This is a genomic window from Yoonia sp. (assembly GCF_014859355.1).
In the GTDB taxonomy this organism is placed as follows: Bacteria; Pseudomonadota; Alphaproteobacteria; order Rhodobacterales; family Rhodobacteraceae; genus Yoonia.
In genome coordinates this window covers 1-20,040 of the sequence record NZ_JACUUJ010000043.1, presented here as the reverse complement: position 1 = coordinate 20,040, position 20,040 = coordinate 1, and the positions used below count along the sequence as shown (strand labels likewise).

The window sequence follows — 20,040 nt, the reverse complement described above, 5'->3', positions numbered from 1 at the left end:
GAGCATGAGATGGCGCATGACGGGAAGGTAGGGCGCGTTTACGCTAGGGAAAGGGGCGATGCGATCAATCCCATGTCCCGCCCGGCATCGCCGGGCAGCGCCCGGACCTCTCCCATGGGGACGGTGCTGCGCACTCACCCCGAGGTCCGGGCGATGCCCTATGTGGGGAAGCGGTGGTGATGTCGGGCGCGTGCTTGCATGCACGCGGAAGGTTACTGGTCGGAAAAATAGTCCTCATCAAGACTTTTTATTTCAAAAATAGATCGCGTGCGAACGCCAACCCCATGTTCTATCATCAACGATGCAAGTTTTTGCCCATTTATCAAAACAACGCGCTGCTGAATTCTGTCAATATATGCAACAGCTTCTTTTGAAAAATCAGATGTCGTAACAAAAACACCTTTTGTCGCACTTTCACCTGTTAGTGAACCGACAAATCTCTGGATATCAGGCCTGCTTACTTTATTTTCAACGGCATATCGTTTTGCTTGAATGTATACTGCGTCTAATCCTAAAGCGTCCTCATTAATTACCCCATCGATACCACCGTCGCCGGTTGCAGGGGTCAGTCGCTTATATTCAGATTTTCCCTTCCCGAAGCCCATTGCTGCAAGTAGGTCGAGAATTAGTTGTTCAAAGCGAACAGGTGACACTTGAGCCAGTGCGGCCAATAGCTCTTCTCGCAGTGCGTAGTTGATTAGATTATGTGCTTCTTGAATTGCATCTTCGGGCGTTTGGTCATCCTCGATAAGGTTGTCGTGGCCTTCTGGCCCGGAACTTTTTTCTTTGCCATCCTGAGCAGCCCATTCTGAGAATTCAGAAAACCGTTTAAGGTCAGAAATATTAATCTTGTCAGGATTGGAATTCAGAAAAATTCGCCCTTGATGAGTGATTTCATGAAACCCCCTTTTGGGTGATTGAAGCAATCCAGCCTTGCCGAGATAGGTTCTGGCCCAATGCGCGCGATTATAGAGGACGGTCTGGCCACTTTGAAGAGTCTCTGCAGCTTCTTCATCAGTTATCAAAAATTGGTCACGCAACGGATTGATGCAATCCTTAATGCTTGTTTTCCCTTCAGCAAATAACTGTAAGATCGGCAGCATTAATGATTGAAAGTCAGGCACCGGCATCAATCAATTCCTTTTGCATTATGGAAAAGTTCGCGAGCTTCCTCAAACATCCAACTCCTCCACAAACCTTGCGTTCTCCTGAATATACTGGAACCGCAATTCCGGCTTCTTCCCCATCAACCTTTCCACCAGATCCGCGGTATCCCCCGGCACATCGTCATGCACCGTCACGCGGATCAGTTTGCGGGTGGCGGGGTCCATCGTGGTTTCCTTCAGGTCTTTGGCATCCATCTCGCCCAGGCCCTTGAACCGCTGCACGTCGATCTTGCCCTTGCCGCCCAGCCCCTTGGCCAGCATCGTATCTTTTTCCGCGTCGCTGGCCACGTAAAGCCGCCGCGCGCCCTGCGTCAGCCGGTAAAGCGGCGGGCAGGCCAGATACAGGTGCCCGTGGTCGATCAGCGGGCGCATCTGGGTGAAAAAGAACGTCATCAGCAGGCTGGCGATATGTGCGCCGTCCACATCCGCATCAGTCATGATGATGATTTTGTCATAGCGCAGATCGTCAACATTGAATTTCGTGCCCATGCCGACGCCCAAAGCCTCGCAGAGGTCGTTGATTTCGGCGTTGGTGGTCAGCTTGTTCGATGCTGCCCCCAGCACATTCAGGATTTTCCCCTTAAGCGGCAAAAGCGCCTGATTGACGCGGTTGCGCGCGCCCTTGCCCGACCCGCCCGCGCTGTCGCCCTCGACGATGAACAATTCGGTTCCCGCGCGGTCCTTTGATGTGCAATCGGTCAGCTTGCCGGGCAGGCGCAGTTTTTTCGTAGCGGATTTGCGGGCGGTTTCCTTTTCCTGACGGCGGCGCAGGCGTTCCTCGGCCCGCAACACCAGAAAATCAAGGATCGCGCCGGCGGATTTCGTATCGGCAGCCAGCCAGTTGTCGAAATGGTCGCGCACAGCACCTTCGGTCATTTTCGCGGCAATTTCAGATGACAGCCGGTCCTTGGTCTGGCCGACAAAGGCGGGTTCGCGGATGAAACAGGACACCAGCGCGCAACCGCCCGACATCAGATCCTCGCGGGTGATCTGCGCGGCCTTTTTGTTGCCTGACAATTCGCCATAGGCCTTGATGCCCTTCAGGATTGCAGCCCAGAAACCGGCGACATGGGTGCCGCCCTCGGGCGTGGGGACGGTGTTGCAGTAGGATTGCAGGAACCCGTCGCGCGCGGGCGTCCAGTTGATCGCCCATTCCACTTTGCCGGGTTCGTTGAATTTTTCGGCAAAATCCACGGTGCCAGCGAATGGTTTGTCGGCATAGGTGCTTGCCTTGCCCAGTGTTTCCTTCAGGTAATCCGCCAAACCGCCGGGAAAGTGAAAGGTCGCCTCGGTCGGGGTTTCGCCATCGTTGATTTCCGATTTCCAGCGGATTTCGACGCCGGAAAACAGATAGGCCTTGGACTGGATGGATTTATACAGTCGCGCGGGTTTAAACCGCTGCGTGCCAAAGATTTCGGGGTCAGCGTGGAATGTCACGGTGGTGCCGCGCCGGTTTTGCGTCGGCCCCAGTTTCTGGATCGGCCCGAGGGGAACCCCCCGCGAAAACCGCTGTTCATACAGTTCCTTGTTGCGCGCGACCTGCACCACCATGCTGTCAGACAGCGCGTTGACCACCGACGCACCCACGCCGTGCAGCCCGCCGGATGTCTGATAGGCCTTGCCGGAAAATTTGCCGCCCGCGTGCAGCGTGCAAAGGATCACCTCGAGCGCGGATTTGTCGGGGAATTTGGGGTGTGGGTCGATGGGGATGCCGCGCCCGTTATCCTTGATCGTGACGGAATGATCGGCGTGCAGTTCCACCTCGATCCGGTTTGCGTGGCCTGCGACGGCCTCGTCCATGGAATTGTCCAGCACTTCGGCCACAAGGTGATGCAAGGCGCGTTCGTCGGTGCCGCCGATATACATGCCCGGCCGTTTGCGGACAGGTTCAAGCCCTTCCAGCACTTCGATGCTGCTGGCGTTGTAATCATCGGGGTTGGCCCCGGAAAGGAGGTCATCGGCCATGGGTGCTGCTCTTTTCATTGGTTTGCCCCATATTGGCAGGGTGGTTGGGCAGGGGCAATCGCCCTGTTGCCTTTCCGTGGTCAAAGTCGTTTCTTGCTGATAAAATCGGGGGGATGCATATGAAGATTGCCGTGTTGGACGATTACGCAGGGGCTGCCTTGCGGCTGGCGGATTGGGATGGGCTGGATGTGACCGTGTTTGATGACACGATCACGGATCATGACGCGCTTGTCGCGCGGCTGGCCCCGTTTGATGTAATCTGCCTGATGCGCGAGCGCACGCCGATGTCTGCTGCCCGGATCGCGGCTCTTCCGCAGTTGCGGCTGATCGTAACGACCGGCCCAAAGAACGCGGCGATTGATCTGGATGCCGCGCGTGCGGCGGGTGTCACCGTCTGCGGCACGCCCAGCCGCAAAACGACCACATCGGAACTGGCCGTGCTGATGATGCTGGCCCTGAACCGCAGTTTGCTGCCAGAGGTGGCGGCGCTGCATGGCGATGCAGGCTGGCAGGTGGGGCTGGGCCGGGACGTGGCCGGGCTGACGCTGGGGCTGATCGGGATGGGCAATATCGGGGCGCAGATGGCCGCGCTGGGCCGCGCGTTGGGGATGGACATTTGCGCATGGTCGCAAAACCTGACCGATGCCCGCGCCGCCGAGGTGGGCGTGACCCGCATGGACACGCTGGCAGATCTGATGGCCGCATCTGACGTGGCCAGCGTGCATCTGGTGTTGTCGGATCGCAGCAAGGGTCTGTTGGATGCTGCTGCCTTTGCCGCCGCCAAGCCGGGGCAGGTGTTTATCAACACCTCGCGTGGCCCCATTGTGGATACGCCGGCATTGCTGGCCGGATTGCGTGCGGGCAAGCCGGCCATGGCGGGCCTTGATGTGTTCGACGTGGAACCCTTGCCCGCTGATGACCCGCTGCGTGCTGCCGATCTGATCGCTGCGGGGCAACTTTTGCTGACGCCGCATCTGGGCTACACCACCGAGGCGACATTCACCTTGTTTTATCGCGAAACGGTGGCGGCGATCCATGCATGGGCCGCAGGGGCACCAATCCGCGTGTTGACCTGACGGAACAAGACAATGCGTATTTTATTTACCGGCGGCAGCGGCAAGGCGGGCAAACATGCGATCCGCCATTTGCAGGCGTAGGGGCACAGGGCCGTGCACGGCCGGTGTCTTGGCCCCCGCCGCGGGGGTTATTCCCCGGCACGCTTTGTTTCAAACCGCAGCCCAGCGGCGGTGCGATTTGGAAAACCTGCCCAATAGGTGTGTTCATCGGTTGGGGAGCCGTCTGCATCTGTTTCCCAGACCCCGTCATGTGCCACTGGCACAAGGCCAAGAAAACCGGCCTTGGCCGAATCGCCCTTAAGGTGCAGGTCCAGATAGGCGGTCAGAAAATGCTGGCTGATATTGTTCATGCGCACATTGTCCCAGACCGCATCGGCATAGTGGTCAAAAGGCGCATAGCCGAGTGTTTTTGACACTGCATAGCTTTCGGTGGGGGCGGGCATGGGCGCGCCGGCATTGTGGTTGGCATTTTCAAACGTCAGCAGATGCCGCGGTGCGTTGACCGTCGCATCAAAGATCGCGCGGATCGCGTCGTAGCCAGAGACATCATCGACACCCCCTGCAATCAGCAAAAGCGGTTTTTCGACCTCTTCCAAGCCGTGGTTGTCCCAGAACCCTGTGTTGTTGCCCCATGGGCCAAAAGCGATCACAGCCTTGATGCGCGGATCGTCAGACAGAGCCATATGCGTATCGGTGCCGGTCATGTTGCGTTCCAAGAGCCCTTGTGGCGCACCCCATTCATAGGTGGTGCTGACCCGCGTCACCCCGGCACCTGCATAGATCAACGCGCCGTATCCCCCCATGGAATAGCCAATGAGGGCGACGTTATCGTCTTGGATCATTGCGCCAAGCGCCCCATCCAATGTCCCGATGCTGTCGATGATAAACTTTTGGTCCCACGGGCGGTTGACCAGCGTTGAACCAAACGCGGCCTGATCATCATAGGTGCTGTCGGGATGGTCGATGGCAGCAACGACATAACCTTTGGACGCGATGTTTTCGGCCAATGGTGACATCAGATACCTGTTGCCCGGATACCCGTGCGAGATGACCACCAAGGGAAATGTCTGCGCGCTGTCTGGCGTAGCGTCCCGCGCGGCCTGCCCTGTCAGCGTCGCAGGGGTAACGCCATCGCGCAGCACCGTCTGATAGATGCCGCCTGGCGTGGTGTCATCGGTGGCGGGATACCAGATTTCTACGGTCAGGCTGCGGTCATAAACCGGTGGCACGCCTGTTTCGCCGGTATTTGCAACATCAATCTGGTCGGGGTTGGTAAAGCTCAGGGTGGTGACGCCGATCCGATGCACGCCATAGGCCGCCAGCGCAGGTGCGTCCGGGCGCACCATGTCGATCCGGTTTTCCGCTGTGGCACCGCTGGCCGCGATCAGCCCAAGGGCCAAAGTCATTTTGCGCATGGTCGTTATCTCCGGTATTTCGCCGTTTTGTGTTTTGCCTGCACTCTATCCCTGCAGCGCGGGCATGAATACCCGTTGCCGCCACTGAACTGCACGTTAGATTGGGGCGCAACCACGGAGGCAGATGATGCGCATATTTTTTACAGGCGGCAGCGGCAAGGCGGGCAAACATGCGATCCGCCATTTACAGGAACAAGGGCACATTGTTGTGAATGCCGATTTGGTGCCATCGGGGCTGGATGTGTCGGAATTGCTGATTGATCTGACCGATTTCGGGCAGGTGATTGGTGCCATGTCGCAGTTCACCGATTTTCATGAACTGGACGCAGGCACCGGCGTGCCGAAATTTGACGCGGTGGTGCATTTCGCCGCTGTGCCGCGTGTGATGATCGGCACTGATGGCGAATGTTTCCGCATCAACACGCTGTCCACCTACAACGTGATCGAAGCCGCGACCAAGCTGGGTATCGCCAAAATCATTTTCGCCAGTTCCGAAACCACCTATGGCGTCTGCTTTGCCGATGGCGAGGTCAAGCCAGCTTATGTGCCTGTGGACGAAGACCACCCGACAGTGCCACACGACAGTTATGCCATGTCCAAGGTCTGTAACGAGGCGACAGCGCGGTCATTTCAGGCGCGCACGGGGGCGGATATCTATGGCTTGCGGATCAACAACGTGATCGAGCCGCATGAATATGCAGAAAACTTTCCCGCCTTCATCGCCGACCCCGCGCTGCGGCGGCGCAACATCTTTGCCTATATCGACGCGCGCGATCTGGGGCATATGGTAGATTGCTGTTTGAAAACCGACGGTCTGGGCTATCAGGTGTTCAACGTGTCGAATGACGATATGTCGGTGGGGATCACGTCGGATCAGGTGATCGCGCAGTTTTATCAAGGCGTCGATGTCCGCCGCGATATGGGGGCCAATGAAACCATGTATGCCAATGACAAGGCCAAACAGATGGTCGGCTTTGCGCCGCAGCATAGCTGGCGGGATGTGCTGGGTTAATTAGCGTCTGCGGACTGGCAGCGTGTTATCTCTCTGGACGTAAATGCCGATCCGGCCTAGGGGATCGGATATGCAACAGATGATGACATATCGCGCCCATGCAAGGGCGATTCTGCGGCTGGGGATGCCGCTGATCCTGAGCAATCTGGCCCAATTCGCGATTCACATCACAGACACGGTGATGCTGGGCTGGTATGATGTCCGTGCGCTGGCAGCTGCGACCATTGCGACAACACTGTTTTTTGTGATCTTTATCGTCGGTGCGGGGTTTGCGCAGGCCGTTACCCCTTTGGTCGCTGCCGCGGCCGAGGATGGCGACGACGTGCAAGTGCGCCGTGTCACGCGTATGGGGCTGTGGCTGTCGATCATTTACGGTCTTGTCGTAACGATCCCGTTTTTCTGGGCCGAGGCGATCTTGTTGGCGATTGGCCAAGACCCCGAGGTCGCGGGCCTGGCCGATATCTATTTGCAGATCGTGATCTGGCAGATGATCCCCGCGCTGATCGTGATGACGTTGAAATCCTATCTGGCGGCGCTGGAACACACCGCCGTGATCCTTTGGGCCACCATCGGCACCGCACTGTTGAATGTGGTGGTGAACTATGCGCTGATTTTTGGCAATCTGGGCGCGCCTGAAATGGGGATCAAGGGGGCGGCGATTGCATCGCTGATCGTAACGATCGTGACGGTGCTGTGGCTGGCGGTTTATATTCTGCGCCAACTGCCGCAATACGAATTGTTCCGAAATTTCTGGCGCAGCGATGCCGAAATCATGGCCCGCGTGTTCCGCCTTGGCTGGCCCATCGGGCTGACATCGCTGGCCGAAGGCGGGTTGTTCAGCGCCAGCGCCATCATGGTGGGCTGGATCGGGCCGCTGCCGTTGGCCGCCCATGGCATTGCCATCCAGTTGGCCAGCCTGACATTCATGGTGCATATCGGGTTCAGTCAGGCGGCGACGGTGCGCGCAGGCCGCGCGCTGGGCCGCCGGGACGAGGCGCTGTTGCGCCGGGGCGGGGTGACGGCGATTATGCTTTCGGCCATTTTTGCGTTGACCACATCGGTGATTTTTCTGGCCGTTCCTGAATTTCTGGTGTCCTTGTTTATTGATCCGTCAGAGCCGGAACGCGCGACCTTGTTACAAATTGGGGCGGGTCTTGTGATGATTGCGGCGCTATTTCAGGTTGTTGATGCCGCACAGGTTATGGTCTTGGGCCTTTTGCGCGGTGTTCAGGATACCACCGTGCCAATGATCATGGCGACCTTCAGCTATTGGATCGTGGGCATGCCGGCCAGCTATGCGCTGGGGTTCTGGTTTGGTCTGGGGGCCATCGGGCTGTGGTTGGGGCTGGTTTTGGGGTTAACGGTGGCTGCTGTTTTGCTGATGCTGCGTTTCTGGGGCAGGTCCGTGCGAATCAGCCCTGCCGCCTAGCGACGGTCCAGCAGGTCAAGATCGCGCAACCGCAGCCGAGGGTGCTGCATCAGGCCAAAGCCATCCATGCTGGTCACGTGCGGGAATAGCGACAGATACAGGGCCAGCATTTCGCCTCGCAGACCATGCGAAAACGCAGTTCCGGGGTGCAGGCTTTCAATTTCAAGGCCATTCACGGGAACCCGTTGTTGGCTTGCAAAGCCCAGTTGATAAACATTCACAGCCCCGGCGGGCCGCAGATTGATGATATTCGCACCATCAACAAAGTCTTGCGCCGGAATGAATGCGGCATCTTTGCCGATCAGTGCCTGCATCCCGTTGGCCTTGTGAAAAAGCCGCGCCGTTGGTCCGAGCACCAGATCAGGCGATGGGCGCAGATAACCAAAGGCATCGGCCATGATGCGGGTCAGATTGCATGTTTCCGCCTTGGCGCCGGGGGCGTTGGGGTGCAGGGTCATTGTGCCATGCCACAGCAAGGTTTCAAACTGCCCGTTGGCCAGCCTGATCCTGTCGCCCGGCATGAGATCTTCCACCGCGACATTGCCGCTGGTGGTTTGCACCAAGGCGCTATGCCCCAAGGCTCCAAAGGCGTCTTCGAAAACCGCAAGCGCGGGGGCCATGTGGGACATATGTTCAACAGCGCCATTTGGTGACAGATAGGCGATGTCGTAACGCCGCCGCCGCAATCCGCTGGCGGGAATTTCTTTTAAGTCTGCACGTGTTGTCAAACGGTGGGCATGGCGTTCATGTATACTCATACGATCAGCTACTGGTCTTTACATTGTGCGCGCGTCACCGCAGCACGGGGGTTTACATAAGGCAGAGGTCATAAGGCTGCATCAAATCGGCCGCATACCTACGATTGTTCGGTCGGGACGACGCCGCCTGATATCAGGACGCTGCTGCTGTCAGGCTGGGGCGTGATTGTCCTTGCTTGCATGATCCGTCATGATATTGCGCCGCGCGATCATGGCCTTTCGACTTGCACCGCGTTCCCAGGGCAAGGCTGTGTCAAATTCATCAACTGCGGCCTGCAACGAAATATGCCAACGATTTTTCATGTGACGTCCTTTCTTGTCTGGTCATCGCCGTGTGAACGATTAGCCTTAGCTTGGGGTATCAAACTGGCAAGACTTTGACGCCGTCAAGGAAAGTTTTGCGGTGGCAAAACGCGGGTACCTTTATGACAACCATCTGATATTGTAGTTTATTTTCTGGTAGGACTGCATCATTTTATGATTTGGACGGTGCAATTGCGCCCTATTTGACCGCCGCCGCCTTATTCGTGCCGCGATTAAAGGCGGATCGCCGCGATCAGCCGCCCGTAATCGGCTTCTTTTTGGTGAACCGATCGGCGATAGCTGAAAAAACGCTCTGCGTCGTCATAGGTGCAATGGCGTGTCCAACTGGCATTTGCGACACCGCAGCGGCGCAATTGATCAAGCCCAAATCCCGGCAAATCGAAATGCAAGCGATCCCCCCTGCCTTGCACGAAAAACCGCGCGTAGGCCTGATCAACTGCCACAAACCGGTCGTGAAATTCCGGCCCGACCTCGTAATTACGCTGGCTGATCGACGGGCCAATCACGGCGCTGATATTGGCGCGCGATGCGCCCAGTTCTTCCATTTTGTGCAGGGTCGCTTCCAACACACCATCCAGCGCGCCCTGCCAGCCGGCGTGCGCCGCGCCGATAACACCGGCCGCCCGGTCAGCAAACAGCACGGGTTGGCAGTCGGCGGTCAGCACTGAAATCGCTATTCCGGGGGTTGCCGTGACCAGCCCATCGGCCTTGATCGGGCGAGTCAGGGGGCCGCAGACGGTGATTGCATCGGCCGAATGCACCTGATGCACACCGACCAACCGGTCTGCCGTCAGACCAAGGGCGGCCGCGACCCTCTCGCGGTTGATGCTGACAATATCATCCTGATCAGAGCTGCCATGCCCGCAGTTCAGCCCCCTGAACACACCCGAAGACGCGCCACCTGCGCGGGTGAAAAACCCGTGCTGGGTGCCTGAAAGGGCCGGGTCGGTGATGATCTCTAACGTCATGGGTCCAGTCCGGGGGGCGGGGGCGCCGTTACAGGATAGATACCGATTACCTTGAACAAGTCACCCATTTCTGACGGATGGGTCAAGCGCCTATGTGCGGCGATGTGTATTTCTTGTGCCTCATCCGTCAGGTTGTGGGCCAATGCCTGCGCCCTTTGGGTAATGCCCAGCCGCTCAAGAAACACCCCTTGCGTGGTTAATCGGGTGAACCGTGCAGGGCTGGCCGCGCGGGCAATGGCGGCGAAATCCACATGTGCCGTCAGATCAGCCTGCCCGGGGTTTTCCAGCGGGTCGGCGTGTGCATGGCCTGCCAATGCCTGCAAGGTATCGCCCTGCGATTGCCAGTCGCCATAATCGATGATCAGCGCCGCCCCGCCATAGGTGCTGATGCGCTGGCCGATGTCTTGGATGATCCCGGGCAGGGCAGGGCAAACTTCGATCAGGTCGCCGTCTTTTGTGTCGGACAGACGGTGCGCCAGAAAGGCAAGCGGGGCTGGCTCTGACTGCCCGAAGGCCAAGGCATCACCGTCCAGCCCGATCACCCGTTCGCGCCATTCGGATCCATCGCGGATGAATTGCCGGATCGGCAAAGCATCAAAGAATTCATTTGCGATCAGGAAAAGGGGGGCATCGGGCAGCGTATCAATCCGGTCGTGCCATTGCGCATCCGGCACTGCGGTGGCCTGCGCTGCGCGCAACACAGGCGAGGTTTCAACAAAATGCACGCGCAACGCGGCATGAAAGCCCGGCACCCGCTGCGTGGCGCGCAGCGCATCCGCCATCAGCGTGCCGCGTCCCGGGCCAAGTTCGGCCAATGTGATGTGATCTGGCGCGCCCTGATCCAACCAGCTTTGCACCAGCGCCAAGCCGACCAATTCGCCAAACATCTGACTGATTTCCGGTGCGGTAATAAAATCACCCGCGCGCCCGAATGGATCGCGCGTGGCGTAATACCCGTGGATCGGGTGCATCAGACAATCTGCCATGTATTCGGCAATGCTGATCGGCCCGGTGCGCGCGATCCGCGCGCGCAGTGCATCACCAAGCGGGGTCATCTGCGCTGGTTGATCACGATCACGGTGATTCCGATAATGATCATCGGCAACGTCAAAAGTTGCCCCATCGTCAGCCCGTATCCCCCGTAATGCAGCGCCAGACCCAGTTCGTTTCCGATACTTTGAAACTGCGCGTCAGGCTGGCGGACAAACTCAACGCTAAAGCGGGCCAGCCCATAACCGGCAAAGAAAACACCTGACAACAGCCATGGTTTTTTCAGCGCTCCAAAGCGGAAGGCAAGCAGGATCAGGATTGTGCCAAGCACCAGCCCCTCTAACCCTGCCTCATAGAGTTGCGAGGGGTGGCGGGCGCAAGGTGCCAACGCGGTCGCACAGCTTTGCGCCGCCTCTCCGGGGAAAATCACACCCCATGGCAGGTCGGTCGGCCGCCCCCACAGTTCGGCGTTGATGAAATTCGCACAGCGCACCAGCAACACGGCGGGTGTCGCAGACACCGCGATGATGTCGGCCAGATCGGGCAGCGGCACCTGCCGGCGACGGCTGAACAGGTAGACCCCGGCGACAACGCCAAGGAACCCGCCGTGGAACGAAAGCCCGCCTTCCCAGATCTTGAAGATGTCGACGGGGTTGGCCAGATATTCGGCAGGTTTGTAAAACAGCACATAACCCAGCCGCCCGCCGCCGATCACGCCGATCACGATATAGGTCAGCAGATCGTCAAGTTGGGAAACCTGCATCGGCGGACCGTTGCGCCACAGGGCCGGACGCCGCAAAGCGAACTTGATCAATTGCCACCCGAGCGCGATGCCCACAATATAGGCCATAGCATACCAGCGCAGGGCAAGCGTTTGGCCAAAGATCGTAAACGATACAATCTCGGGCGAGATGTCGGGAAAGGGGATTGCGGCTATCATGGGTCATTCCTTGTCCGACACTGCGGCGAAGTCAACAAGCCTTGTCGGGTTGTGCGCATTGCCGGTTCGTCCCATATAGAAAGGCAGACGCGATTGGAGAATGCGATGCAAAGCAGAAACAAGATGTTTGACGACCTGAGCCAGTTGATGACCAACGCCATGGGTGTCGCCCAAGGGGCCAAGGACGAAGCGAACACCGCGATGAAATCCCTTATGGACCGCTGGTTGGCGGATCGTGATTTTGTCACCCGTGAAGAATTCGATGCGGTGCGCGCGATGGCGCAGAAAGCCCGCGAAGAAAACGAAGCCCTGGCCGCAAGGATCGCGGCATTGGAAGCGGGCAACAAGTAAGTGGACAGACAGCAGGAATTTTTGCAAAAATTCCTGCTGTCTGTTTAGAATTCCGACAGATAGGCCACCAGAATATCCAGTGCGGCCTGCAAATCGCCCTTTTCGACCATCTCGGTTACGGTATGAATATACCGCGTGCCAACCACGATCCCCACCGCACGTGCGCCTGCTGCTGCCTGCTGGGCCGCCGCACCGTCCTGCCCGCCAGCGGCCAGCATCGTGCGCTGGAACGGGATTTTCTTTTTCTTCGCCAGTGCTTCGATTTCAGCCACCAGCGCCTTGTCGGCGATAAAGGAACTGTCGCGCACGTGCAGCCCAAACCCCTTGCCATGTCGGGTGGTTGCATCCTTTTCTGGCACGCCGGGGGTGTCACAGGCCAATGTGGTATCAACACCCAACCCGATATCGGGTTTGATCGCATAGGCCGCCGTGCGCGCCCCGCGCAGGCCCACCTCTTCCTGACAGGTGAAAGCCACGTGAATTTCCGCGCCGCGCCCTTTCTTGCCTAACTGGCGGATCGCTTCGATCCCCAGCCAGCAGGCGACGCGGTTATCCAGCGCCTTGGACACGAATTTATCGCCCATTTCCAGAAACGGTTCATCCATGACAACAAAATCGCCGATGCTGATCACGTCATGGGTCTTTTTACCCATGCCGAGATCGACAAAGAAATCGCCGATTTCGGGCACTTTCTTGCGGTCTTCTGGCGAAGAAATATGCAATGGCTTGCCGTCAGGGTTCATCACACCCCTGAAATCGCCCTGATCGGTGCAAACCAGCACGCGGCGCGAAAACAGGTTGCGTGGATCGAACCCGCCCACGGGTTGCAGATAAACAAAACCTTCTTTGGTGATATGGCTGACCAGAAAGCCGATTTCATCCATGTGGCACAGCAGCATGATGCGCGGTGCGTCTTTCTTGTCGGCGTCACGGCGGCACAGCAATGACCCCATTGGGTCTGTTGTTACCTCATCGAACAGCCCCTTGATTTCCGCCGTGACCAGATCGCGGACACGCTGTTCATGACCCGGCACGCCGGGGGTTTCGCAAAGACGTTTAAGAAGGTCGGTGTTCATCGCTTGCTCCTGTATTTGGCTGCAATCTGTGACTTTGCGCGGCAGAAGGCAATTATCCCCATGAATTTTCTACGACGGCGGGGTTATCCCCAAGAAATGACTTTACAGACTCGGACGTTGCGCCCACCATATCTCGTAGGGGCTAAACGAGAACTACACCGCCCCTAGAGCAGGCACCTAGTGCTTGGGTCGCGGTCGTGAACCAAGCGCCAAACAGTGAGGCCGAGTAAATGGCATTGTCTGAACAGTATCTTGACGCAGATGACCTTCACCCGATTGATCTGGTTGAACACATCGCGGAACACCATGACTGGGAATTTGACCGCATTCATGATGACCAGATCGCGATGGTGGTCGAAGGTCAGTGGCGGACCTATTCAATCACTTTGGCTTGGTCAGCCTTTGATGAAACGCTGCGCCTGATCTGCACATATGACATGGAACCCCCGGCGCATCGCGTTCCGGCGCTTTATGAAACGTTGAACACAATCAATGACCGGTGCTGGGCAGGGGCATTCACGTGGTGGCAGGATCAGCAATTGATGGTCTATCGCTATGGGTTGATCATGGCGGGCGATCAAATGGCCGGCCCTGATCAGATCGGCACCATGATCAATGCCGCCGTTAGCGCCTGCGAACAATATTACCCCGCGATCCAACTGGTCACATGGGCCGAACGGACACCGGCCGAGGCGGTGCAGGTCGCGATTGGCGGGGCATTCGGGCGGGCATGAAAATTATGGTGCCGGGTGGGTTTAATCCTGTCTGGCCTTTGCGTAATCTCCTGCCAATAAGTCAGGGGAATTTTTTAAATGAACATGAATGACGTTGCCGAACGTGGCCTTGTGTTGTTGGGCTGCGGGAAAATGGGATCGGCGATGTTGGCGGGATGGCTCCGCAATGGTTTGCCGCCGCACGCTGTCTGGGTGATCGACCCGCATCCGTCGGACTGGCTGAAACAGCAGGGGGTGCACATCGGGGGCGAGCTGCCTGAAAACCCGGCCATTGCGCTGATTGCCGTTAAACCGCAGATGATGAAACAGGCATTGCCCGATGTGAAACGTTTGGGAAACGGCAGCACACTGATCATCTCGGTCGCGGCGGGCACACCGATTTCCACGTTCGAGGCGATTTTGGGTGACCAGACCCCGATCATCCGCGCGATGCCGAACACGCCCGCTGCGATTGGTCGGGGGATAACCGCCCTGATTGGCAATACAAAGACCGGCAACGATGATCTGGATCTGGCAGAGGCGCTGATGTGGTCGATCGGGCAGACGGTTCGGCTGGATGATGAAAGTCAGATGGATGCGGTTACGGCCGTGTCAGGGTCCGGTCCGGCCTATGTGTTTCACCTGATCGAAACGCTTGCTGCCGCTGGCGTGGCCGAGGGCCTGTCCGAGGAAGTGGCGATGACCTTGGCCAAGGCCACAGTTGGCGGCGCCGGAGATCTGGCCGAAAACGCAGAGGAAGAGCCTGGACAATTGCGGGTCAATGTGACGTCACCCAATGGCACTACGCAGGCCGCGTTGGCCGTGCTGATGGATCCTGACACGGGTTTCCCCGCCTTGCTGCGCCGCGCTGTTGCAGCCGCGGCCCACCGGTCACGGGAATTGTCGCGTGAGTGACATTTCGTTCGATGATTTCTTGAAGGTGGATGTGCGCGTTGGCACGGTGTTGCGCGCCGAACCCTTCCCTGAAGCCCGCAAACCCGCGATCAAGCTGTGGATCGACTTTGGGGACGAAATCGGCGAGAAAAAAACTTCGGCCCAGATCACGGCGCATTATGCGCCACAGACGCTGGTGGGTAAACAGGTGCTGGCTGTCGTCAATTTCCCACCCCGCCAGATTGGCAAATTCATGTCAGAGGTGTTGGTGTTGGGAATGCCGGATGCGGCGGGTGCCGTGGTGTTGGTCGGGCCGGATATGCCGGTGCCGAACGGGGGGCGATTGCATTGAAAAAGCTTTTGATCACGCGGTCTTTGCCCGATGCGACGCTGGCGGCAGCGCGCGCGCGCTTTGATGTGACCCAGCGCGAGGCCGACCGGGGCCTGACCCCGGCAGAGGCGGCAACCGCCTTGCGCGACTTTGACGCGATCTTGCCGACATTGGGGGACCAGTTCACCGCCGATGCTTTCAGGGGTGGTATCCGTTGTGGCGTTTTGGCGAACTTTGGCGTGGGATATAATCATATTGACGTTGCCGCGGCAAAGGCTGCGGGTGTTGCCGTGTCCAACACGCCCGATGTTGTGACCGATGCCACGGCAGATATCGGCATGACCCTGATCTTGTCCACCTGCCGCCGCGCGGGCGAGGGCGAAAGGCTGGTGCGTGCAGGGAAATGGACTGGTTGGGCGCCAACCCAAATGTTGGGCACCCATGTGACTGGAAAAACCGTCGGCATCATTGGCATGGGCCGCATCGGGCAGGCTGTTGCCCGAAGGTGCTATTTCGGTTTTGACATGCCGGTGCTGTATTTCAATCGCTCGCCCAAGCCGATTGATCTGCCTGCGCGACAGGTGGACGGGCTGGATGCACTTATGCGGCAAGCCGATATTGTCGTGGTTACAGTGCCGGGGGGTGGGCCGAACACCCATCTGATTGACGCTGCAGCGTTGTCTGCAATGAAGAAGACGGGTATTTTCATCAATATCGCCCGCGGTGATGTGGTGGACGAGGCCGCGTTGATCGTGGCGCTGCGTGCGGGGCAGATTGCCGGTGCAGGTTTGGACGTCTTTGAAAAAGAACCCTGTGTGCCAGAGGCCCTGCGCTGCCTCGACAATGTGGTTGTTCTGCCGCATCTGGGCACCGCCACGTTGGAAGTGCGAGAAGCGATGGGGCAGATGGCGCTGGACAATATTATTGCATGGGACATGGGCCAGACGTTGCCACAAGCCGTTTAACCGCGCATTTGAAATGCGGAACACAGTTGTGCGATCCTGCTGCTATGGGGATGGACGATGATTGTCTTTTGGTGATCAAGTCAGTTCATGAAACATGTGCTGTTAAAACTTTCGAATGACGCGTGGCGCACAGACGTGGGGCGCCGGTTCGAAACGACGGCCAACGAAGCCTATGATATTATCCGGTGGACGGCATTCGTCGGCTTTGCGCGTTATCTGTCGCAAGAGGTGCCGACATTCTGGTTTATCGCATTGCATCTGGGGACAAGTGCGTTGCTGTTCGGCCATCTTGCCGCCCGGTTTCTGTTACGCCCCGAAGTGCCGTTGTTTGCCGCGCTTGACCGCACGTGGAAACGGGCAGTTCAGACAGGGATAAATTATGCCCTGTGTCTGGCCGCTTTTGTGCTGTTGATGTTGCTTTTGAACCATCTGGTTGATGGTATTGCACAGTATCGTTTCGCGTCCCCGCCGCACTAAGTGTCCTTGCCCAGAACCCGGTCGGCCATTTTGCGCACCAGAACGCTGCGCAGGTCGTGCATCGCCATCAAAAGAGGTTCTGTCACCGATTCCAGTTCCGCATCACTGGCTTTGGCCTGCACCCAATGCGCTGTCAGGTTCAGATCGTCGACTGCACGGTAAATATCGTCAAGTGCGCGCCGTTTCAGCACGGCCGTGCGGTCGGCCAGCCATGCCATGATTGCGGCGGTGTCGCTATCGGTCAGCTGTGTGTCACCATATGCCTTATAATCCCCACGGTTTGTATTAATGACCGCGATCTGATCCATTTCAATCCGGCGGTGCGGGTTGTCGCTATCGACACGAAACACGGTGGCACCGTTGTCGCGGATGCGAAAGTAGTAGTCAGGCAGTTCGTTCATCAGTCAACCCAGCCCCCGGCAGAAAGCCAGTATTCTGTTGCAAGCCTCTTTCAGATCCGCGTCCGAGGTCGCATAGCTGATGCGGAAATTCGGGGACAAGCCAAAGGCTGCACCAAAGACCACTGCAACGCCGGTTTCGTCCAGCAGGGCAGTCGCGAAAACTTCGTCATTTTCAATCAGCGTGCCAGCGGCTGACGTCTTGCCGATACAATCCACGATGGACGGATACACATAGAACGCGCCTTCGGGACAGGGGCAAACGATGCCGGGCGCGGCGTTCAGCATATCAACCACCAGATCGCGACGGCGTTCGAAAACCGCATTATTGGTCGCCAGAAAATCCTGCGGTCCGTTCAGCGCTTCGACGGCGGCATATTGGCTGATCGAACAGGGGTTGGATGTGGATTGTGACTGCACCTTGCGCATCGCACGGATCAGCACCTCTGGCCCCGCGGAATAACCGATCCGCCAGCCCGTCATCGCATAGGCCTTGGACACGCCGTTCACTGTCAATGTCCGGGCATAAAGCGCCGGTTCAACCTGTGCGGGGGTGCAGAATTTGAAATCACCATATGCCAGATGTTCATACATGTCGTCTGTCATCACCCAGACATGCGGGTGACGCAACAATACGTCCGTCAGTGCCTTCAGTTCGTCCCAGCTATACCCTGCGCCTGTGGGGTTGGATGGCGAATTGAACAAGAACCATTTGGTGCGCGGCGTGATCGCGGCCTCAAGCTGGGCGGCTGTGATCTTGAATTTTGTGTCCAGCGATGCAGGGATGGTCACCGGCTCTCCGCCGGCCAAAAGCACCATATCGGGGTAGCTTACCCAATAGGGGGCTGGGATGATCACCTCATCCCCCGGGTTCAACGTCGCCATAAAGGCATTATACAGCACTTGTTTGCCGCCTGTTCCAACGCTGACCTGCGCGGGTGTGTAGTCAAGCGCGTTGTCGCGTTTGAATTTGGCACAAATCGCCTGTTTCAGTTCGGGAATACCATCGACAGCGGTATATTTTGTCTTGCCCGCGGCAATTGCAGCGATGCCCGCATCCTTGATGTTTTGCGGCGTGTCGAAATCAGGCTCGCCCGCGCCCAACCCGATAACATCGCGCCCTGCGGCTTTCAGTTCAGCGGCTTTTGTCGTGACAGCGATGGTTGGCGACGGTTTGACGCGGTCAAGTGTCGTCGAAAGAAAGGTCATATCGGTCATCCGGTGGCATTCTTGGGTTGTGTATGACATAAGACAGGCACAACAAGGATAGCAAGCAGCAAGGACACGCGATGACAGACGATGCGGGTTGGTTTAGTGATGATGCGGCAACTTTTGGCGACCGGTTGGCCGCCGCGCGCGAACAGGCCGGCATGACTCAAGCGGCGCTGGCTGGCAAGCTGGGGGTCAAGACCGGAACAATCGTAGGGTGGGAAAATGACCTGAAAGAACCGCGCGCGAACAAGTTGCAAATGGTCTCGGGCATGCTGGGCGTGTCGCTTAGCTGGCTCTTGACCGGTGAAGGTGAAGGCCCGCAAGCCCCGGATGACACGCAGCCCATAGCCAATGACATTTTGACCGAGATGCGCGCTTTGCGGACACAGATCGCGATGTGCGCCGAAAAACTGGGCCAGTTGGAAAAACGGATGCGCGCAAGCCTGAGAGACAACACATGACCGAAACACGCGAAGCGATGATCAAACGGATGCGGATGCGGTCCATGCGCCGCGGGATCAAGGAAATGGACCTGATCCTGTCCGCCTACTCGGATCGGCATCTTGCCGATATGCCCGATGACATGCTGGCACTTTATGATGCCCTGCTATCCGAAAATGACCATGATATCTATGGCTGGATCGGGGGGCAGATCGCTGTTCCTGATCGTTATGCCGCGTTGGTTGGCCAAATCGCACAGGGCGCGCAAGGGGTGACACGCCCCGCCTGATTTTGCAGCAAAACATGTTCAATTTTATCGTTTAACTGAATTTTCTTTGTTTTGTTTTATGCCTTTGTGCGGGAACACGAAGGAAACAGGAACATGACAATTCATACGGACCTTCACCAGCCCGGCAGGGATGGTGTATCTGCGGCCCGCAGCACGGCCTTCATGGCATCTTATCTGGAGGCCCTGACCTTGGTGGAACGTCTTCACCGGCTTTTGCTGGACGTTATCAAGGATGAATTTGAACGCGTCGGGCTGTTGGAAATCAACGCGGTGCAGGCGCTGCTGTTGTTCAACGTCGGCGACAATGAAGTGACGGCAGGCGAATTGAAAAGCCGCGGTTATTATCAGGGGTCCAATGTGTCCTATAATCTGCGAAAACTGGTGGACATGGGTTTCATGCACCATCAGCGCAGCGAGCTTGATCGCCGGTCGGTTCGGGTGCGGCTGACGGAAAAAGGCCGCGGCGTGCGCGATTTGGTGGCACGGCTGTTTGCAACCCATGCGGACGGGCTTGTTGAGCGTCGGGTGCTGGATCAGGCGGGAATCGACGATATTGCCGTCGCCCTGCGCCGGGTCGAACGCTATTGGACAGAACAGATTCGCTATATTTACTGACGTGCATCCGATGTGGGGCGGTTCCATCCCCCCATCGGGTGGCCCGTTTTCAATCGTCTTGCGGGTGCTGTCTGCCGATAGCGCTGGTTTGCGATGGCGACGGCCTGTCCGGCCATGGGGCAGTCCGTCCGATCACCTGCGCCGATAACTCGCGGATCAACTTGCGACGCATCGCAGCTTCGTAATCATCAAACCCGTTTGCAATTTCGACAAACGCCCCCGGCCCCCGGATCAC

General features: G+C 57.8%; 24 protein-coding genes. 12 read left to right on the top strand and 12 right to left on the bottom strand.

What is annotated here, in order from left to right; all coding sequences use genetic code 11:
- Positions 1-212 precede the first annotated feature (212 nt).
- Together IBX59_RS12845 and parE are read right to left on the bottom strand one after the other, a co-directional pair.
- A complete protein-coding gene (locus IBX59_RS12845; RefSeq protein ID WP_296376175.1) occupies positions 213-1,130 on the bottom strand; it encodes a restriction endonuclease in 918 nt (305 codons plus the stop codon).
- Between the two features lie 42 nt (positions 1,131-1,172).
- Entirely contained in the window at positions 1,173-3,131 is a 1,959-nt protein-coding gene (gene parE / locus IBX59_RS12840; RefSeq protein WP_296376173.1) for a DNA topoisomerase IV subunit B, read from the bottom strand.
- A 119-nt stretch (positions 3,132-3,250) separates the two neighbouring features.
- Between parE and IBX59_RS12835 the strand changes: the two genes are divergently transcribed.
- Positions 3,251-4,207, top strand: coding sequence for a D-2-hydroxyacid dehydrogenase family protein (locus tag IBX59_RS12835; protein ID WP_296376171.1), 957 nt, complete (start codon positions 3,251-3,253; stop codon positions 4,205-4,207).
- 128 nt (positions 4,208-4,335) lie between these two features.
- Here IBX59_RS12835 and IBX59_RS12830 read toward each other — a convergent pair whose 3' ends face one another.
- Positions 4,336-5,622 carry an alpha/beta fold hydrolase gene (locus tag IBX59_RS12830; protein ID WP_296376169.1) on the bottom strand — a complete coding sequence of 429 codons (1,287 nt, stop codon included), beginning with the start codon at positions 5,620-5,622 and terminating at the stop codon, positions 4,336-4,338.
- Positions 5,623-5,749: 127 nt separating this feature from the next.
- Between IBX59_RS12830 and IBX59_RS12825 the strand changes: the two genes are divergently transcribed.
- Together IBX59_RS12825 and IBX59_RS12820 are read left to right on the top strand one after the other, a co-directional pair.
- Positions 5,750-6,634: an NAD(P)-dependent oxidoreductase gene (locus IBX59_RS12825; RefSeq protein WP_296376167.1), complete on the top strand. Its 885-nt coding sequence runs from the start codon at positions 5,750-5,752 to the stop codon at positions 6,632-6,634.
- Positions 6,635-6,704: 70 nt separating this feature from the next.
- Complete coding sequence (locus tag IBX59_RS12820; RefSeq protein ID WP_296376165.1) at positions 6,705-8,063, top strand: MATE family efflux transporter; 1,359 nt, start codon at positions 6,705-6,707, stop codon at positions 8,061-8,063.
- Here the strand turns inward: IBX59_RS12820 and IBX59_RS12815 are convergent.
- The 5 genes from IBX59_RS12815 to lgt all read right to left on the bottom strand — a co-directional run bounded on the left by IBX59_RS12815 (position 8,060) and on the right by lgt (position 12,043).
- The gene (locus IBX59_RS12815; protein WP_296376163.1) at positions 8,060-8,821 is read right to left on the bottom strand and encodes a Hint domain-containing protein; all 762 of its coding nucleotides are present in this window, start codon (positions 8,819-8,821) and stop codon (positions 8,060-8,062) included. The two genes, IBX59_RS12820 and IBX59_RS12815, sit on opposite strands and share 4 nt — an antisense overlap.
- A gap of 150 nt (positions 8,822-8,971) precedes the next feature.
- Positions 8,972-9,124 carry a hypothetical protein gene (locus IBX59_RS12810; protein WP_296376161.1) on the bottom strand — a complete coding sequence of 51 codons (153 nt, stop codon included), beginning with the start codon at positions 9,122-9,124 and terminating at the stop codon, positions 8,972-8,974.
- A gap of 233 nt (positions 9,125-9,357) precedes the next feature.
- Positions 9,358-10,113, bottom strand: a complete 756-nt coding sequence (pgeF, locus tag IBX59_RS12805) for a peptidoglycan editing factor PgeF (protein ID WP_296376158.1) — start codon at positions 10,111-10,113, stop codon at positions 9,358-9,360.
- On the bottom strand, positions 10,110-11,168 hold the full coding sequence (locus IBX59_RS12800) for an SAM-dependent methyltransferase (protein WP_296376156.1): 1,059 nt from the start codon (positions 11,166-11,168) through the stop codon (positions 10,110-10,112). The genes pgeF and IBX59_RS12800 overlap by 4 nt, the downstream gene beginning before the upstream one ends.
- On the bottom strand, positions 11,165-12,043 hold the full coding sequence (gene lgt / locus IBX59_RS12795; RefSeq protein ID WP_296376154.1) for a prolipoprotein diacylglyceryl transferase: 879 nt from the start codon (positions 12,041-12,043) through the stop codon (positions 11,165-11,167). Before lgt ends, IBX59_RS12800 begins: the two co-directional genes overlap by 4 nt.
- A gap of 105 nt (positions 12,044-12,148) precedes the next feature.
- Here lgt and IBX59_RS12790 point away from each other — a divergent pair, with 105 nt between their 5' ends.
- Positions 12,149-12,394, top strand: coding sequence for an accessory factor UbiK family protein (locus tag IBX59_RS12790; RefSeq protein WP_296376152.1), 246 nt, complete (start codon positions 12,149-12,151; stop codon positions 12,392-12,394).
- 44 nt (positions 12,395-12,438) lie between these two features.
- Here IBX59_RS12790 and IBX59_RS12785 read toward each other — a convergent pair whose 3' ends face one another.
- Entirely contained in the window at positions 12,439-13,470 is a 1,032-nt protein-coding gene (locus IBX59_RS12785) for a M20/M25/M40 family metallo-hydrolase (RefSeq protein WP_296376149.1), read from the bottom strand.
- A 230-nt stretch (positions 13,471-13,700) separates the two neighbouring features.
- Between IBX59_RS12785 and IBX59_RS12780 the strand changes: the two genes are divergently transcribed.
- The 5 genes from IBX59_RS12780 (at position 13,701) to IBX59_RS12760 (ending at position 16,850) form a co-directional block, all read left to right on the top strand.
- Positions 13,701-14,204, top strand: coding sequence for a YbjN domain-containing protein (locus IBX59_RS12780; RefSeq protein ID WP_296376148.1), 504 nt, complete (start codon positions 13,701-13,703; stop codon positions 14,202-14,204).
- A gap of 78 nt (positions 14,205-14,282) precedes the next feature.
- Positions 14,283-15,098, top strand: a complete 816-nt coding sequence (gene proC / locus IBX59_RS12775) for a pyrroline-5-carboxylate reductase (RefSeq protein WP_296376146.1) — start codon at positions 14,283-14,285, stop codon at positions 15,096-15,098.
- The gene (locus IBX59_RS12770; protein WP_296376144.1) at positions 15,091-15,429 is read left to right on the top strand and encodes a tRNA-binding protein; all 339 of its coding nucleotides are present in this window, start codon (positions 15,091-15,093) and stop codon (positions 15,427-15,429) included. Before proC ends, IBX59_RS12770 begins: the two co-directional genes overlap by 8 nt.
- Positions 15,426-16,373 (top strand): D-glycerate dehydrogenase, encoded by a 948-nt coding sequence (locus IBX59_RS12765; protein WP_296376142.1) that lies wholly within the window; start codon positions 15,426-15,428, stop codon positions 16,371-16,373. The genes IBX59_RS12770 and IBX59_RS12765 overlap by 4 nt, the downstream gene beginning before the upstream one ends.
- Before the next feature lie 87 nt (positions 16,374-16,460).
- A complete protein-coding gene (locus IBX59_RS12760) occupies positions 16,461-16,850 on the top strand; it encodes a hypothetical protein (RefSeq protein WP_296376138.1) in 390 nt (129 codons plus the stop codon).
- On the opposite strand, the gene IBX59_RS12755 is transcribed toward IBX59_RS12760, so the two are convergent.
- Entirely contained in the window at positions 16,847-17,251 is a 405-nt protein-coding gene (locus tag IBX59_RS12755) for a hypothetical protein (RefSeq protein WP_296376136.1), read from the bottom strand. The genes IBX59_RS12760 and IBX59_RS12755 overlap by 4 nt on opposite strands.
- A gap of 3 nt (positions 17,252-17,254) precedes the next feature.
- The gene (locus tag IBX59_RS12750; RefSeq protein ID WP_296376177.1) at positions 17,255-18,457 is read right to left on the bottom strand and encodes a pyridoxal phosphate-dependent aminotransferase; all 1,203 of its coding nucleotides are present in this window, start codon (positions 18,455-18,457) and stop codon (positions 17,255-17,257) included.
- An 80-nt stretch (positions 18,458-18,537) separates the two neighbouring features.
- On the opposite strand from IBX59_RS12750, the gene IBX59_RS12745 reads away from it, so the two are divergent.
- The 3 genes from IBX59_RS12745 (at position 18,538) to IBX59_RS12735 (ending at position 19,805) form a co-directional block, all read left to right on the top strand.
- Positions 18,538-18,921: a helix-turn-helix transcriptional regulator gene (locus IBX59_RS12745; protein ID WP_296376134.1), complete on the top strand. Its 384-nt coding sequence runs from the start codon at positions 18,538-18,540 to the stop codon at positions 18,919-18,921.
- Positions 18,918-19,190 carry a succinate dehydrogenase assembly factor 2 gene (locus tag IBX59_RS12740; RefSeq protein WP_296376132.1) on the top strand — a complete coding sequence of 91 codons (273 nt, stop codon included), beginning with the start codon at positions 18,918-18,920 and terminating at the stop codon, positions 19,188-19,190. Before IBX59_RS12745 ends, IBX59_RS12740 begins: the two co-directional genes overlap by 4 nt.
- Before the next feature lie 93 nt (positions 19,191-19,283).
- Positions 19,284-19,805, top strand: a complete 522-nt coding sequence (locus IBX59_RS12735; RefSeq protein ID WP_296376130.1) for a MarR family transcriptional regulator — start codon at positions 19,284-19,286, stop codon at positions 19,803-19,805.
- 49 nt (positions 19,806-19,854) lie between these two features.
- Here IBX59_RS12735 and IBX59_RS12730 read toward each other — a convergent pair.
- A partial coding sequence (locus tag IBX59_RS12730; protein WP_296376127.1) for a DUF1194 domain-containing protein occupies positions 19,855-20,040 on the bottom strand: 186 nt, incomplete at its 5' end.

Excerpts from the sequence above, each read along its gene's own strand:
- IBX59_RS12815 (WP_296376163.1), bottom strand. The coding sequence starts at position 8,821 with ATGAGTATACATGAACGCCATGCCCACCGTTTGACAACACGTGCAGAC.
- IBX59_RS12735 (WP_296376130.1), top strand. The coding sequence starts at position 19,284 with ATGACAATTCATACGGACCTTCACCAGCCCGGCAGGGATGGTGTATCT.
- IBX59_RS12760 (WP_296376138.1), top strand. The coding sequence starts at position 16,461 with ATGAAACATGTGCTGTTAAAACTTTCGAATGACGCGTGGCGCACAGAC.
- proC (WP_296376146.1), top strand. The coding sequence starts at position 14,283 with ATGAACATGAATGACGTTGCCGAACGTGGCCTTGTGTTGTTGGGCTGC.
- IBX59_RS12785 (WP_296376149.1), bottom strand. The coding sequence starts at position 13,470 with ATGAACACCGACCTTCTTAAACGTCTTTGCGAAACCCCCGGCGTGCCG.
- IBX59_RS12790 (WP_296376152.1), top strand. The coding sequence starts at position 12,149 with ATGCAAAGCAGAAACAAGATGTTTGACGACCTGAGCCAGTTGATGACC.
- IBX59_RS12780 (WP_296376148.1), top strand. The coding sequence starts at position 13,701 with ATGGCATTGTCTGAACAGTATCTTGACGCAGATGACCTTCACCCGATT.
- lgt (WP_296376154.1), bottom strand. The coding sequence starts at position 12,043 with ATGATAGCCGCAATCCCCTTTCCCGACATCTCGCCCGAGATTGTATCG.
- parE (WP_296376173.1), bottom strand. The coding sequence starts at position 3,131 with ATGGCCGATGACCTCCTTTCCGGGGCCAACCCCGATGATTACAACGCC.
- IBX59_RS12800 (WP_296376156.1), bottom strand. The coding sequence starts at position 11,168 with ATGACCCCGCTTGGTGATGCACTGCGCGCGCGGATCGCGCGCACCGGG.
- IBX59_RS12825 (WP_296376167.1), top strand. The coding sequence starts at position 5,750 with ATGCGCATATTTTTTACAGGCGGCAGCGGCAAGGCGGGCAAACATGCG.
- IBX59_RS12810 (WP_296376161.1), bottom strand. The coding sequence starts at position 9,124 with ATGAAAAATCGTTGGCATATTTCGTTGCAGGCCGCAGTTGATGAATTT.
- IBX59_RS12740 (WP_296376132.1), top strand. The coding sequence starts at position 18,918 with ATGACCGAAACACGCGAAGCGATGATCAAACGGATGCGGATGCGGTCC.
- IBX59_RS12750 (WP_296376177.1), bottom strand. The coding sequence starts at position 18,457 with ATGACCTTTCTTTCGACGACACTTGACCGCGTCAAACCGTCGCCAACC.
- IBX59_RS12845 (WP_296376175.1), bottom strand. The coding sequence starts at position 1,130 with ATGCCGGTGCCTGACTTTCAATCATTAATGCTGCCGATCTTACAGTTA.
- IBX59_RS12755 (WP_296376136.1), bottom strand. The coding sequence starts at position 17,251 with ATGAACGAACTGCCTGACTACTACTTTCGCATCCGCGACAACGGTGCC.
- IBX59_RS12835 (WP_296376171.1), top strand. The coding sequence starts at position 3,251 with ATGAAGATTGCCGTGTTGGACGATTACGCAGGGGCTGCCTTGCGGCTG.
- IBX59_RS12820 (WP_296376165.1), top strand. The coding sequence starts at position 6,705 with ATGCAACAGATGATGACATATCGCGCCCATGCAAGGGCGATTCTGCGG.
- pgeF (WP_296376158.1), bottom strand. The coding sequence starts at position 10,113 with ATGACGTTAGAGATCATCACCGACCCGGCCCTTTCAGGCACCCAGCAC.
- IBX59_RS12830 (WP_296376169.1), bottom strand. The coding sequence starts at position 5,622 with ATGCGCAAAATGACTTTGGCCCTTGGGCTGATCGCGGCCAGCGGTGCC.
- IBX59_RS12745 (WP_296376134.1), top strand. The coding sequence starts at position 18,538 with ATGACAGACGATGCGGGTTGGTTTAGTGATGATGCGGCAACTTTTGGC.